The sequence below is a fragment of the Mycobacterium sp. genome, assembly GCF_025965855.1.
GTDB lineage: Bacteria > Actinomycetota > Actinomycetes > Mycobacteriales > Mycobacteriaceae > Mycobacterium.
In genome coordinates this window covers 25491-38879 of the sequence record NZ_JAOPWB010000079.1, presented here as the reverse complement: position 1 = coordinate 38879, position 13389 = coordinate 25491, and the positions used below count along the sequence as shown (strand labels likewise).

Genomic DNA, 13389 nt, shown 5'->3' with positions numbered 1-13389 from the left:
CTAGATCGTGGCACCACCGCGGAAGCATGAAACCGATGTGATCCTCGACGCAGCGCGGGCACTCGTGCTCGAGGGGGGACCGCGGGCGGCCAGCGTCGCGGCGATTGCGAAGGCGAGTGGTGCGCCGGCCGGCACGCTGTATCACCGGTTCGGCAACCGCGACGGCATCCTGACGGCGGCGTGGCTGCGCGCGCTCGATCGTTTCCAGACGCGGGCGATGGCCGCCGAGGACAACACGGCCGCCGGCACCGCGGTGGCGATGGCCGTGGTCGCCGTCAGCTTTGCGCGCGAGCTGCCCGAGGACGCCCGCCTGTTGTTGACGATCCGGCCGACCGACCTGCTCGACGGCGAGCCGGACGAGGCGTTCCGGCAGACGCTGGCCGCGATGAACGCGCCCCTGAACGAGCGGATCGGCACCCTGGCGAGGCAACTGTACGGAAAACGCGATCGGCGATCCGTCGACGCCGTCGCGCGAGCGGTCGCCGACCTGCCCTATGCCGTCGTCCGGCGCCATGCGCACGACGAGCCGATGCCGCCCTGGCTCGAGGCCGATGTCGCGGCGTCGGCGCGGGCGGTGCTAAAGAGCTTTCGCGAACGCGCGTAAGGACTCCACCTGCGCGGGATCCAGCGAGGGGCGCACGGTCCTGCGGGCCACGTCGAGGTCGGCGGCCGTCACGTGGGAGGCGTCGATGGATCGCCGCATGGCGGTGAGCGCGGCCTCCCGCAGCAGCGCCACGCAGTCGGCGGCGCTGTAGCCGTCGAGCCCGGCGGCCACCTCGTCGAGGTCGACGTCGGCGCTCAGGGGGATGGATTTGCCCGCGGTGCGCAGGATTTCGCCGCGGGCCGCGGCGTCGGGCGGTTCGACGAACACCAACCGCTCCAGCCGGCCCGGGCGCAGCAGCGCCGAGTCGATCAGGTCGGGCCGGTTGGTGGCGCCCAGCACCACGACGTCGCGCAGCGGGTCGATCCCGTCGAGCTCGGTCAGCAGCGCGGCCACCACCCGGTCGGTCACGCCGGAGTCGAAGCTCTGCCCGCGCCGGGGCGCCAGCGCGTCCACCTCGTCGAGGAACACCAGCGACGGGGCCGAATCGCGGGCTCGCCGAAACAGTTCGCGCACCGCCTTTTCCGAGCTGCCCACCCACTTGTCCATCAGCTCGGAGCCTTTCACCGCGTGCACGCTCAGCTGCCCCGTGCTGGCCAGGGCGCGGACGATGAACGTCTTGCCGCAGCCGGACGGGCCGTACAACAGCACCCCGCGCGGGGGGTCGACACCCAGCCGGGCGAAGGTGTCGGGATGCTGCAGCGGCCACAACACCGCCTCGGTGAGCGCCTGCCTGGCCTCGGCCATGTCGCCGACGTCGTCGAGCGTCACACTGCCCGCCGTCAGTTCCTCGGTGGCGGAGCGCGACAACGGCCGGATGACGGTCAGCGCACCGACGAGATCCTCCTGGTTCAGCTTGGGTGGTTGCCCGTCGGCGCTGGCCCGGGACGCCGCGCGCAGCGCGGCCTCACGCACCAGCGCGGCGAGGTCGGCAACGACGAAACCCGGTGTGCGGCCGACGATCTCGTCAAGGCTGAGATCGCCGGTGGGCACCGGCTTGAGCAGCGCCTCCAGCAGCGCCTTGCGGGTGGCGGCGTCGGGCAGCGGCAGGCCCAGCTCGCGGTCGCACAGGTCGGGGGCGCGCAGCCGGGCATCGAGCTGGTCGGGGTGTGCCGAGGTGGCGATCAATGCGACGCCGCCGGTGGCGACGGCGGTGCGCAGCTCGCCCAGGATCAGCGCGGCCACCGGCTCGGCGGTGGCCGGCAGCAGCGCGTCGACGTCGGCGATCAGCAGCACGCCGCCGCCGTCGCGAACCTTCTTCGCCGCCGCGGCAACGGTTTTCAGCCGGGCGTCGGCGGCCAGCGCGCCCACCTCCGGGCCGTCGAGTTCGACCAGCCTGCGGCCGTCGCACACCGCGCGCACCAGCGTCACCTTGCCCACGCCGGCCGGACCCGACACCAGCACGCCGAGGTTGGTGCCCGCGCCCAGGCTCTTCAGCAGGTGCGGCTCGTCGAGGGCGAGCTTGAGCCATTCGGCGAGCTTGGCGGCCTGTGGCTGCGAGCCCTTGAGCTCCTCGGCGAGGATCTCCGGGGTACCGGTACTCAGCTGTTCGTGCGGGCCGACAATCCCCGCCCCGGCCGGGACCCCGGCTCCCCAGGTGACCAACGAGTTCGGTTGCACGCTGACCGGTCCCGGCGGGTCGACGTCGGTGACGGTCAACAGCTCCGAGGTCCAGCTGATCCCGACCGCGGACGCCAGCGCACGCGTGGCCTCAGACGTCGATGTCCCGGGGCCCAGGTCGCGCGGCAGCAGCGACACGGCGTCGCCGACGGTCATCACCTTGCCCAGCAACGCCTGTCGCAGGGTGACCGGCGTGATGGAGGTGGCGGCCATCGACGAGCCGGACAGCGTCACCGACCGCGCGCCGTAGACGCTGACCGCGCTGACGATCACGGCGGTGCCCTCGCGCAGCCCGGCGTTGGACAGCGTCACGTCGTCGAGCAGCACGATGCCGACCGCGGTGTCCGGGCCGGCCAGGCCGGCGACCGCCGCCGTCGTCCGCGACCCCGTCAGCGACACCGCGTCCCACTCCCGGATGCCAAGGGCCGCAACGGCATTCGGATGTATTCGGACGACGCCGCGGCGGGAGTCGACGGCGGACGTGTTCAGCCTGGCGGTGAGGGTGAGCTGACGGGCCGCGCCGTCCGGGATCATCGCAGGCGCCCGCCCGGCTTCCGCAGCCCCAGCCGCGTCATCGACCGGCGGCTCGGCTGCGCCCGGCGGTCCGCGCGCCGCACGGCGCGCCGTTGCTTGGGCTGGTCGTCCCACACCTCGGGGTGCTCGTCGAGCCAGCGCTTGGTGCGCACCGCGAACGGGACGTGGCACAGGTAGGCGATGATGATCACCCAGATCGTGAGGAACGGCTCCAGCACCGCGGCGGCAGCGAAGACCACCAGCATCAGCAGCACCGCGGTGGCGTACTTGGGGGCCACCCGCACGGTGTGCATCTTTCGCATCGGGATCCCGCTCACCATGAGTATCGACGTGCCCGTCACCCAGATGCACAGGAACCACACCGAGGTCCACCAGCCCTCGCCGAACTGCAGCTTGAGCCCCATCAGGCCGATCATCGAGACGGCGCCGGCGGGCGCGGGCATCCCCACGAAGAATTCGTGCGCGTACGGCGGCTGAGACCCGTCGTCCTGCAACGCGTTGTAGCGCGCCAGCCGCAACACGACGCACACCGCGTACAGCAGCACCACCGCCCAACCGACCGGCCACTTCGACAGCGTCGACACGTAGAGCACCAGCGCGGGTGTCACCCCGAAGTTCACCGCGTCGGCCAGCGAGTCGATTTCCGCGCCCATCCGCGTCTGGGCGTCGAGCATGCGGGCCACCCGGCCGTCGAGCCCGTCCAGGATGGCGGCCGCGACGATCAGTGACATCGCGGGCACCGGCTGGTGTTGCAGCGCGAAGCGGATCGATGTCAATCCCGCGCAGATGGACAGCACCGTCATCGCGCTGGGCAGGATCTGCAGGTTTACCGCGCGCCGGGCGCGGGGCTTGCTGATCATGACAATTCGGCCAGGAGGGTCTCGCCGGCGACCGCGCGCTGGCCCACCTTCACCAGCGGCTCCGTCCCCGGCGGAAGGTAGGTGTCCAGCCGGGAGCCGAACCGGATCAGGCCGTAGGTGTCGCCGATCGACAGCCTGTCCCCGACGCGCGCGTCGCACACGATGCGGCGCGCCAGCAGCCCCGCGATCTGCACCGCCACGACCTCGGCGCCGCTGTCGGTCCGGATCCGCAGACTGGTCCGCTCGTTCTCGGTGCTCGCCGCGGCCAGATCGGCCGACCCGAAGCGGCCCGGCCGGTGTTGCACGGCGATCACCTCGCCGCTCACCGGGGCCCGCTGCACGTGGGCGTCGAGCAGCGACAGGAAGATGCTGACCCGCGGCAGCGGCGCGTCCCCCATGCCGAGTTCGGCCGGCGGGGCCGCCGCGTCGATCACGCAGATCTCGCCGTCGGCGGGGGCCACGACGGCGCCGGGCCGAGTGGGGGGCACCCGCGGGGGATGGCGGAAGAACGCCGCGCAGGCGCCGGCGACCAGCAGGCCCGCCCGCCGCAGCCATCGGTGGTTGCGCCCGAGAAGGGCCGTGCCCAGGCCGGCGGCGATGAACGGCCGCCCGGCCGGGTGCACCGGCGGAATGGCCGAGCGCACCAGCTCGAGGGCGTGCTGCGGGCTGAAGGCCGGGTCCTCGGCGGTGGGGCCGACGGGGCGGGGGCGTCTTGCCACGCGGCCATCTTACGGAGCCCGGGTTTTATCGCCGCATCCAGCGGGCTAGCTCAGGTCCCACACTTGCAGGTGGGTTCCGGCGGACACCTCGACGACGTCTTCCGGGATGTCCAACAGCCCGTTCGCCGACGCCAGCCACCGCAAATGGTGTGAGGCCGGCGGCCCGTAGCTCGTGACGCTGCCAGCTTCGCGGTCGAGTATCGCCCGCCGGAACTGACGTTTGCCGCGCGGCGAGGTCAAGGATTCGGCGAGGACCGCGGGCCGGTGCGGCCGCTCCGGGTCGGGCAGGCCCATGGCCCTGCGCAGCGCGGGACGGATGAACACCTCGAAGGACACCAGCGCGCTGACCGGGTTGCCCGGCAGGGTGACGATCGTCGCGCCGGCCACGCGTCCGATGCCCTGGGGCATACCCGGCTGCATCGCCACCTTGACGAAGTCCACCCCTTGGTCGCCGTCTCGCCCGAAGGCGTCCTTGACGACCTCGTAGGCGCCGGCGCTGACGCCGCCGCTGGTGATGATCAGGTCGCAGTCGGCCGCGTACCGGTCGAGGATCGAGCTGAACTGCGCGACATCGTCTTCGGCTGTCGCGACGGCGATCACCTCGGCGCCGGCGTCGCGCACGGCCCCGGCCAGCATGATCGAGTTGGACTCGTAGATCTGCCCGGGCCGCAGTGGCGCGCCCGGCGACACCAGCTCCGACCCGGTGGACATCACCAGCACGCGTTGGCGCGGAATCACTTTCAGCTCCGCCATTCCCAGCGCCGACGCCAGGCCGAGCACCGCCGGCGTGACGACCTGGCCCTTGCGCAGGACGGTGGTGCCGGGCGCGACGTCCTCGCCGGCCCGCCGGATATGCGCGCCGGGCGCGCGAGGCTCCCGGATCGCCACCGACTCCACGCCGCCGTCGGTGTCCTCGACCGGCACGACGGCCGTCGCCCCGGCCGGCACCGGCGCGCCGGTCATGATGCGGTGCGCGGTCTTCGGTTGCAGCGCGAGTTCGTCGATGCGTCCGGCCGGAATGTCCTCGACGACCGGCAACACCACCGGGTGTTCGGGCGCGGCGCCCGAGATGTCCTCGGCGCGCACCGCGTATCCGTCCATCGCGGAGTTGTCGAAAACCGGCAGCGCCAGCCGCGCAACCACGTCGTCGGCCAATACCAGCCCTTGGGACTCCGCCAGCGCGACCGCGACCGCCGGGCGGGCACCGATCATCTCGGCTACGACTCGCTGATGCTCTTCGACAGACCGCACCCGGCCATTATCCAAGCCGGCTCAGACTCCGAATCTGACGCCGGTCGCGGGACTGGGCACGGGCCCAAAAATGGTCATCCGGTCCCACCCCTGGGACGTAAGGTTGAGAACGTGATTACCGGGTTGGCCCATGCCGGGGTGTGCGTGCCCGATTGCGAGGCCGCGGTGGCGTTCTACCGAGACGTATTGGGCCTGCGTGTGCTGTCGCCGCCGTATGTGATGAGCGGTAATGCCATTCGCGGGGACATGGGTGAGCTGGTCTCCGATCCCAGCATGAAGGCGGCCATCGTCGGGTTCGACGACGACGGCGACCGGGTGCTCGAGGTGATCGAGTACCTCGGCGCCGACGGGGGTGACCGGCGGGCGGGCGCGGCGCTGACCGATCATGGGCTGTCGCACGTCGGGCTGATCTGTGAGGACCTCGACGCCACCCGCGCGGAGTTGGAGAGCAAGGGAGTGCGCTTCCTGGTCAGCGGGATCGCGCAGGTCGCGCGGGTTCGCACCACCTGGTTCGTCGACCCGTGGGGCGTGGTGTTCATCCTCGTGGAAAAAAGCCGGCCCGAGCGACCGTACTTTTCCCAATGGGACTAAATGGGTAGGCAGCCGAAGGTCGGGATCATCGGCGCGGGTGCCGGCGGCATCGCGATGGGCATCCAGCTGGCCGACGGCGGCTACGACTTCACCATCTTCGACCGGGCCGAGGGGTTCGGCGGAACCTGGCGGCACAACACGTTTCCGGGCGCGGCCTGCGACGTGCCCTCGCATCTGTACTCGTATTCGTTCGCGCCCAACCCGCGGTGGAGCAAGACCTACTCGAACCAGCCCGAGATCCTGGCCTACCTCGAGAAGGTCGCGGCCGATCACGGGCTGGCGTCCCACCTGCGGCCCAACACCCCGATCACCACGGTGCGCTGGTCGGATGGGGAGCGGCGGTGGACGCTCGGCACCGACGACGGCGCCGAGCATCACTTCGACGTCGTGGTGAGCGCCGTGGGGATGCTCGACGTGCCCAACATCCCCGAGATCCGCGGCGGACAGCGATTTCGGGGTCGCCAATTCCATTCGTCGCGTTGGGATCACAGCAAGTCGACGGCCGGGGAGCGGGTCGCGTCCATCGGAACGGGCGCCAGCGCCGTCCAGTACGTGCCCGCGATCGCGCGAGAGACCGTGCAGCTCACCGTGTTTCAGCGGACGCCGATCTGGATCGCGCCGCGATTCGACTTCCCGTTCACACCCGAGCAGCACGAGCAGTTCGAGCGCCAGCCCGAGTCCGCACTCAAGCTGCGCGACGAGGCCTTCGACGCATACGAGTCATCCAGTTTCGACGTCGACGCCGCGCAGACGCGCGAGGCCACGGAGCTCGCCCGCAGCTATTTGATGCGCAAGGTCGCCGACCCCGAGTTGCGCGCGAAGCTGACGCCGGACTACCCCGTCGGTTGCAAGCGGCCCCTGATGTCGCGCGAGTGGTACCCGACGTTCGCCCTGCCCAACGTCAGCCTGGAAACGACCGCCATCGGTGAGCTGACCGAGCGCGGGGTGCGCACCGTCGACGGCGTCGAACACCGCTTCGACACCGTCATCTACGGCACCGGATTCAAGGCCGCCGACTACCTGGCGAGCATCGACGTGTACGGGTCCGGCGGCCGCCACCTCCGCGACGAGTGGAGCGGGGGCGCGGAGGCCTACCTCGGCACGCTGATCGCCGGGTATCCGAACCTCTTCACGCTGTATGGCCCAAACACCAACGGCGTCAACTCGATTCTGTACATCCACGAGGCGCAGACGACGTTCATCCGCCACATCCTCGACGTCATGGGTGAGCGCGGCGCGCGCTCGGTCGAGGTCACGCCCGCGGCGCAGCGCCGCTACAACGACGAGATCCAGGCCGACATGGCGGGCAAGGTCTGGCTCGCCTGCACCAACTACTTCCGGCATCCCGGCGGCAAGGTCGTCACCCAATTGCCCTACAGCGGCCGGACGTTCTATGAACGCACCCGCGAGCTGGTCGCCGGCGACTACCGCTTCGACCGGTAGTTAGCCGGAGGCCTGCGCCGCAGCCCGCGGACCCGGGCGGGCGCGGTCGGCGCCGCCTGCCGGCGTCGGGCCCTCGAGGGCGCGGAGGTTCGACCGGGCAGCCCCCGGCTCAAGCCCGGGCGTCTCGGCCGCTTGACCCGCTCAGCGGTCCTGATCGGGGCGCTGAACGCCGTCTCGACTTTCATCCGCAACCACGCCGCGGCCCGCTTCGACCTCGCCTGCACGGCCAAACCCTACGTCTGACCCATGCCGCGCATCGCGGCTCAGCACCGAAAGTTCGCTCACCATTAACCCGTTGCGGGCTAGTGAACCCAGTGATTGTCGTGGCGGATGAACCACTCCCGGCGTTCGTCGTCGGTCATGTCGGCCAGCGCTGCGATGCCCTCGAAGTAGGCCTCTCGCGGTGCGCCGGGCGCGAACAACATCAAGATCGATGCCGGTTCGTCCGCCTCGTTGCGGAAACCGTGGACGCCGCCGGGTGGGACGTAGAGGAAGTCGCCTTGATGGCCGTCGACCCATTCCGTGCCGTCGAAGAGTTTCATCGTCCCGGACAGGACGAAGAACGCCTCCGACATCGCGCGGTGATAGTGCGCCGGCGGCCCACCGCCGGCCGGGCCTATGTCGACCCGGTACAGGCCGTAGTCACCGTCGGTGGCCTGTTGATTGGCCAGGTAGTGGTACTTGGTCCCGAAGGTCTCGTAGTCGGGCGGCTCGTCGGCGCGCTTGAGCCACGCGCTGATCTCCGGTTGGTCCTTCGTGTAGCGGGGCGGCGGATAGGGGGGCACGACGAGGGACATATTTTCCAGTGTGCCGCCCCGTCGCCGGTCAGACCGGGTTAGTCCAAGGGATAGACCACCCCGGTGAGCTCCTCGGAGACGGCCCACAGCCGGCGCTGCACGTCGACGTCGTGCGACTTCTCGCTGGAGGCAACGATTTTCGGGTAGCCGCGTTGCTCGCCGAAGCCGTCGGGACCGTAGTACTGCCCGCCGAGCACGCCCGGGTCGGTCGCGGCACGCAGCGTCGGAAGGGCGCCCATGTCCGCTCCCTGGAAAAGCGGTTCGATCACCGGGGTGATGCGCACAAGCAACGGAGGCAGGTTTCGGGTCAGCTCGGTCCGGGAGCCGCCGGGGTGGGCGGCTGCGGCGATCGTCGTCCCGCGCGGAGCGAGCCGTCGCTGCAGTTCGTAGGTGAACAGCAAGTTGGCGAGTTTGGATTGCCCGTAGGCTCCGACCCGGCTGTAACCGCGTTCCCACTGCAGGTCGTCGAAGTGAATGTCGGCGCGGATGCGGTGGCCCATGCTGCTGACCGTCACGATCCGGGAACCCGGAACCGGCAGGAGCCGGTCCAGCAGCAGGCCCGTGAACGCGAAGTGGCCCAGGTGGTTGGTGCCGAACTGCAACTCGAAGCCGTCGCTGGTGGTGGACTTCGGCGTCCACATCACGCCCGCGTTGTTGATCAGCAGATCGATGCGGTCGTGCGCGGAGCGCAGTTGTTCCGCCGCGGCACGGACCGACTCCAGCGACGTGAGGTCGAGCTCGGCCAGCGCGACGTCGGCGTGCGGGCTCGTGGCGGTGATCCGCGCCGCGGCGTCCTTGCCCTTGTCGAGATTGCGCACCGCCAGCACCACGTGGGCGCCGTGGTCGGCGAGCGCGAGAGCGGTCTCGTAGCCGAGGCCGGTGTTCGCCCCCGTGATGACGGCGATCCGGCCCGTCTGGTCGGGAATGTCCGCGGCGGTCCACTTGGCCTTAGAAGGGGCCATGCAAGCTCCTAAACTAGTAAGGTAAACGGGGCGAGCGCTCCGGTTGTTCCCACTATACGGAACGCGCGCCCCGCTTTGTCAAGCGATGGATGGTGAACAGATGGCGCAACCCGCACGGAAGCTGCGCGCCGACGCGGCGCGCAACCGCGCGCGCGTGCTGGAGGTCGCCTACGACACCTTCGCGGCCGAAGGCCTGTCGGTGCCGATCGACGAGATCGCCCGCCGCGCCGGAGTCGGGGCCGGTACCGTCTACCGGCACTTCCCGACGAAGGAGGCGCTGTTTCAGGCGGTGATCGAAGACCGGATGCGGCGCCTCGTCGACGACGGGCGGGCCCTGCTCGAATCGGCCGGACCGGGTGAGGCGCTGTTCAGCTTCCTGCGCTCCATGGTGCTGCAGTGGGGCGCGACCGACCGCGGCCTGGTCGACGCGCTGGCCGGGTTAGGCATCGACATCGCAAGCGCCGCGCCCGACGCCGAGGGCGCATTCCTGGCCGTGCTCGACGAGCTGCTGCGCGCCGCGCAGGACGCGGGCACCGCGCGGCCGGACCTCGGTGTGCGGGAAGTGAAGGCGATCCTGGTCGGATGCCAGGCGATGGAGGCGTACAACTCGGCGCTGGCCGAACGGGTGACCGACGTCGTCGTCGACGGTTTGCGCGCTGCGCGATAACTGTGGGCCGTTCTTGCACTCGGCATAGGCGAGTGCTAAGAATGACGTTGGCACTCGCGACCAGCGAGTGCTAGGTCGGGACGGTGAGACCTAGCCACAAGACAGCTGCGGTCGTCCGTCGCGGGCACTGCACCCGGCCAGAACGTGTCATCCCCAATCCGGAGGAATCACTTCGCAATGGCCAAGACAATAGCGTACGACGAAGAGGCCCGTCGCGGCCTCGAGCGCGGGCTCAACGCCCTCGCCGACGCGGTAAAGGTGACGTTGGGCCCCAAGGGCCGCAACGTCGTCCTGGAGAAGAAGTGGGGTGCCCCCACGATCACCAACGATGGTGTGTCCATCGCCAAGGAGATCGAGCTGGAGGACCCGTACGAGAAGATCGGCGCCGAGCTGGTCAAGGAAGTCGCCAAGAAGACCGACGACGTCGCCGGTGACGGCACGACGACGGCCACGGTGTTGGCCCAGGCGCTGGTCAAAGAAGGTCTGCGCAACGTCGCGGCGGGCGCCAACCCGCTGGCTCTCAAGCGCGGCATCGAGAGGGCCGTCGAGAAGGTCACCGAGACGCTGCTGAAGTCGGCCAAGGACGTCGAGACCAAGGAGCAGATCGCGGCCACCGCGGGCATCTCGGCCGGCGACTCATCCATCGGCGACCTGATCGCCGAGGCGATGGACAAGGTCGGCAACGAGGGCGTCATCACCGTCGAGGAGTCCAACACTTTCGGCCTGCAGCTCGAGCTCACCGAGGGCATGCGGTTCGACAAGGGCTACATCTCGGGCTACTTCGTCACCGACGCCGAGCGTCAGGAAGCGGTGCTGGAGGAGCCGTACATCCTGCTGGTCAGCTCCAAGATCTCGACGGTCAAGGACCTGTTGCCGCTACTGGAGAAGGTCATCCAGGGCGGCAAGCCGCTGCTGATCATCGCCGAGGACGTCGAGGGCGAGGCGCTGTCCACCCTGGTTGTCAACAAGATCCGTGGCACCTTCAAGTCGGTGGCGGTCAAGGCCCCCGGCTTCGGTGACCGGCGCAAGGCGATGCTGCAGGACATGGCCATCCTCACCGGTGGTCAGGTCATCAGCGAAGAGGTCGGCCTGACGCTGGAGACCGCCGACGTGAGCCTGCTCGGTAAGGCCCGCAAGGTGGTCATCACCAAGGACGAGACCACCATCGTCGAGGGCGCCGGTGACCCCGACGCCATCGCCGGCCGGGTGGCCCAGATCCGCGCCGAGATCGAGAATAGCGACTCCGACTACGACCGCGAGAAGCTGCAGGAGCGGCTGGCCAAGCTGGCCGGCGGTGTTGCGGTGATCAAGGCGGGCGCCGCCACCGAGGTGGAGCTCAAGGAGCGCAAGCACCGCATCGAGGACGCGGTCCGCAACGCCAAGGCGGCCGTCGAGGAGGGCATCGTCGCCGGTGGCGGCGTGGCCCTGCTGCAAGCGGCTCCGGCGCTGGACGAGCTCAAGCTCGCCGGTGACGAGGCGACCGGCGCCAACATCGTCCGCGTGGCGCTGGAGGCTCCGCTGAAGCAGATCGCCTTCAACTCCGGGCTGGAGCCCGGGGTTGTCGCCGAGAAGGTGCGCAACCTGCCAGCGGGACACGGTCTGAACGCACAGACCAATGAGTACGAGGACCTGCTGAAGGCCGGCGTTGCCGACCCGGTGAAGGTGACCCGTTCGGCGCTGCAGAACGCGGCGTCCATCGCGGGGCTGTTCCTGACGACCGAGGCCGTCGTGGCCGACAAGCCGGAGAAGGCGGCCGCTCCCGCGGGCGACCCGACCGGCGGAATGGGCGGTATGGACTTCTAAGTCCGCACGTACGAGAAAGCCCGGTCCCTTTGGGGCCGGGCTTTTTCGTGTCATCGGCGAGTGTGGGGGTTAGGTACGTCCACACATCGAAATACGTCCACAGGCCCCACGTTCGACGGCTACGCGAATGCGACCGGCCGCCGAATATACCGCCATGGACCCCTTTCTAGGCAGCCAAGCGCTCCACCGCGGCGCCGTCACCCGCACCGATTTGCGGACGCGATATCGAGCGGTGTTCCGCGACGTGTACATCCACAGGGAAACGGAGCTCACGGCGGTCACCAAAGCCCGTGCGGCATGGCTGTCGACGGGCGCAACGCTGGCGGGCTTCTCCGCCGCCGCCATCCCGGGCACCAAATGGCTCGATGCGGCCGCGCCCGCGGAGATTGTGCGCGACGACCGGCACGCTCAGCGAGGCACGGTTGTCCACAGCTATCAGCTGGCCGACGACGAGGTGCAGACGGTCGGGGGAATGCGCGTGACGACCGCGGCCCGGACTGCCTTCGACATCGGTCGCCGCCTGCCCGTCGCCAGGGCGGTTCCGGTCCTCGACGCGTTGCTGCGTGCGGCGGCCACCAAGCCGGCGGACGTCGTTGCTGTGGCCGAGCGGCACCGGGGAGCCCGCGGCGTTCGGCGGCTGCGGGCTGCGCTGGAGCTGGCCGACGGCGGTGCGGAGTCGCCGCAGGAGACGCGGGTGCGGCTGTCCCCCGCAAGCGGGAGGTGCCCCCAGTTGGTGGGCGCGGGGCTTCCGAAGCCGGAGACGCAGATTGAGTTCGGGGAGCTGCGCATCCGAATCGACATGGGCTGGCGTGAGTGGAAGGTCGCCGTCGAATACCCGACATCCAGTGGCTTTCAGCACTGCGGAGGACCGATATCAGAGGTCGTGGGACATCGAGCGCATCGCGTTGCTGGAAGCGGCTGGCTGGTTGGTGGTCAGAGTCAGTGCCGAGATGCTGGCGCGGCGGCCGGACGCGATTGTCGAGCGCGTCAAGGCCAAACTCGGCGAGCGTGGGGCCTACGCACGAATTCACGGCAGTTCCCGTGCTTAAGGCCCACACTCGGCGACCGGGCGGGAATCCCGGGCCGCCTGCGAATCCTAGGCCGGTAGCGAGAACACCACGCAGTCGTGCAGGCAACCCTTTGCGGCGTCGGGGGAGTCGGGGTCGGCGTCGCGGTGCAGCAGCGCGCGGGTGGGCACGACTGCCAGACGGGCGGTTTCGGCACCGGGGTCGCTGACTTCGGCGCTGCCGTCGACGATCAGCGAGTAGCCACCGGGCTCGGGCGGTGGCCACAGCAGGGTGACGTCGCGGCGGTGGGTCAGGTTTGTCCGCGTGCGGCCGCCGATGAGCCCGACGTCAATCAGTGCGTTGGGCCGTTCGGGCCCCTGCCCGTCATCGGGCACGTCGCACAGCCGCGGCTCGACCGTCACGGTGTGCACGCGATAGTCGTCGTCGACGGTGATCAGATACGCGAACGGGTAGTCGCTGAGCGCCTCGGCCAGCCGCTGGACGTCGACCTTTTTCTTCGTGCGCATGGCTTCG

12 protein-coding genes and 1 pseudogene are annotated in these 13389 nt (G+C 69.9%); 6 read left to right on the top strand and 7 right to left on the bottom strand.

The window, feature by feature from the left end:
• Nucleotides 1-7: 7 nt before the first annotated feature.
• Nucleotides 8-604, top strand: a complete 597-nt coding sequence (locus JWP83_RS05945; RefSeq protein ID WP_297727135.1) for a TetR/AcrR family transcriptional regulator — start codon at nt 8-10, stop codon at nt 602-604.
• Here JWP83_RS05945 and JWP83_RS05940 read toward each other — a convergent pair.
• Genes JWP83_RS05940 through glp form a run of 4 tightly spaced genes read right to left on the bottom strand, consistent with a single transcriptional unit; the run spans nt 578 to nt 5585 of the window.
• Nucleotides 578-2755: an AAA family ATPase gene (locus tag JWP83_RS05940; protein ID WP_297727132.1), complete on the bottom strand. Its 2178-nt coding sequence runs from the start codon at nt 2753-2755 to the stop codon at nt 578-580. The genes JWP83_RS05945 and JWP83_RS05940 overlap by 27 nt on opposite strands.
• Nucleotides 2752-3615, bottom strand: coding sequence for a CDP-diacylglycerol--serine O-phosphatidyltransferase (gene pssA, locus JWP83_RS05935; protein ID WP_297727129.1), 864 nt, complete (start codon nt 3613-3615; stop codon nt 2752-2754). The genes JWP83_RS05940 and pssA overlap by 4 nt, the downstream gene beginning before the upstream one ends.
• Complete coding sequence (locus JWP83_RS05930) at nt 3612-4334, bottom strand: phosphatidylserine decarboxylase (RefSeq protein ID WP_297727125.1); 723 nt, start codon at nt 4332-4334, stop codon at nt 3612-3614. The genes pssA and JWP83_RS05930 overlap by 4 nt, the downstream gene beginning before the upstream one ends.
• A 45-nt stretch (nt 4335-4379) precedes the next feature.
• Nucleotides 4380-5585: a gephyrin-like molybdotransferase Glp gene (gene glp, locus JWP83_RS05925; protein ID WP_297727122.1), complete on the bottom strand. Its 1206-nt coding sequence runs from the start codon at nt 5583-5585 to the stop codon at nt 4380-4382.
• A gap of 111 nt (nt 5586-5696) precedes the next feature.
• On the opposite strand from glp, the gene JWP83_RS05920 reads away from it, so the two are divergent.
• A complete protein-coding gene (locus tag JWP83_RS05920; protein ID WP_297727119.1) occupies nt 5697-6176 on the top strand; it encodes a VOC family protein in 480 nt (159 codons plus the stop codon).
• Complete coding sequence (locus tag JWP83_RS05915; RefSeq protein ID WP_297727116.1) at nt 6177-7619, top strand: NAD(P)/FAD-dependent oxidoreductase; 1443 nt, start codon at nt 6177-6179, stop codon at nt 7617-7619.
• A 302-nt stretch (nt 7620-7921) separates the two neighbouring features.
• Here JWP83_RS05915 and JWP83_RS05910 read toward each other — a convergent pair whose 3' ends face one another.
• Nucleotides 7922-8416, bottom strand: coding sequence for a cupin domain-containing protein (locus JWP83_RS05910; RefSeq protein ID WP_297727113.1), 495 nt, complete (start codon nt 8414-8416; stop codon nt 7922-7924).
• Between the two features lie 38 nt (nt 8417-8454).
• Nucleotides 8455-9378, bottom strand: a complete 924-nt coding sequence (locus JWP83_RS05905; RefSeq protein ID WP_297727111.1) for an SDR family NAD(P)-dependent oxidoreductase — start codon at nt 9376-9378, stop codon at nt 8455-8457.
• A gap of 100 nt (nt 9379-9478) precedes the next feature.
• Between JWP83_RS05905 and JWP83_RS05900 the strand changes: the two genes are divergently transcribed.
• The 3 genes and pseudogenes from JWP83_RS05900 to JWP83_RS05890 all read left to right on the top strand — a co-directional run bounded on the left by JWP83_RS05900 (nt 9479) and on the right by JWP83_RS05890 (nt 12897).
• A complete protein-coding gene (locus JWP83_RS05900; RefSeq protein ID WP_297727108.1) occupies nt 9479-10045 on the top strand; it encodes a TetR/AcrR family transcriptional regulator in 567 nt (188 codons plus the stop codon).
• Nucleotides 10046-10222: 177 nt separating this feature from the next.
• Entirely contained in the window at nt 10223-11848 is a 1626-nt protein-coding gene (groL, locus tag JWP83_RS05895) for a chaperonin GroEL (protein ID WP_297727105.1), read from the top strand.
• 154 nt (nt 11849-12002) lie between these two features.
• A pseudogene (locus JWP83_RS05890) lies at nt 12003-12897 on the top strand (hypothetical protein).
• A gap of 47 nt (nt 12898-12944) precedes the next feature.
• On the opposite strand, the gene JWP83_RS05885 reads toward JWP83_RS05890, so the two are convergent.
• The gene (locus JWP83_RS05885) at nt 12945-13382 is read right to left on the bottom strand and encodes a pyridoxamine 5'-phosphate oxidase family protein (RefSeq protein ID WP_297727102.1); all 438 of its coding nucleotides are present in this window, start codon (nt 13380-13382) and stop codon (nt 12945-12947) included.
• Nucleotides 13383-13389: the final 7 nt, after the last annotated feature.